The organism is Treponema sp. R6D11 (genome assembly GCF_054786075.1).
On record NZ_BDHD01000575.1, the window covers coordinates 1 to 759 of the forward strand.

Below are 759 nucleotides of genomic sequence, written 5' to 3' on the forward strand. Positions count from 1 at the left end.
AGCTTATGATGAGCATTTTTGGAAATTCCTACGGATACAGAAGCGAAGGCGAATTAATAATTAACGGCAAAAAGCAAAAGTTTAAAGAACCGCGCGCCGCGATTAATTCGGGGTTAGGATATATTTCCGAAGACAGAAAAAATTTGGGGCTTGTATTGATTCAAGATGTAAAAACAAATATTACCCACGCCAGTTTAAATAAAATATCAAACTTTGGGATTATCGATAATCAGAAAGAAATTAGGGAAGCCGAGCGTTACCGCAAGGATTTGAATATAAGAACGCCGTCTATAAACCAGATTGTGCGAAACTTGTCCGGCGGCAATCAGCAGAAGGTTGTAGTAAGCAAGACGCTGTTTGCAAACCCGGATATTCTTATAGTTGACGAACCTACAAGGGGTATTGATGTCGGCGCTAAAACCGAGATTTACGGGATACTGAATAATATGATTGCCGACAAAGGCGCAAACGGAACCAACGGAAAGATCAATACCCTGTACGATAATGACCATTACCATACCGACAGCTAGGATAAGAACGTAACTATACTGGAAAAATATATTGGTAAAATTACGCGGACTCCAGTTTGACCCGCCTGTTAACGGTATGAATATTATCATGATTAAGGCAAGCATGATAAACATAGAATAATTTCTGATATTGTTTTTTATCAGCGTTTTAAAATCAATAGTGGTAACATTTTTGCTCATTTCTTTCTCCTTATCCAACCAAAGCCATGTGCATTATTTTTTCTTGGGT

Annotated in this window: 1 protein-coding gene; it reads left to right on the forward strand. The window is 38.2% G+C overall.

All coding sequences use genetic code 11. The annotated features are described in order from the left end of the window. Positions 1 to 530, forward strand: a 530-nt coding sequence (locus ACYVTD_RS14780) for an ATP-binding cassette domain-containing protein (protein WP_461248477.1), incomplete at its 5' end; no start/stop codon positions are given. Positions 531 to 759: the final 229 nt, after the last annotated feature.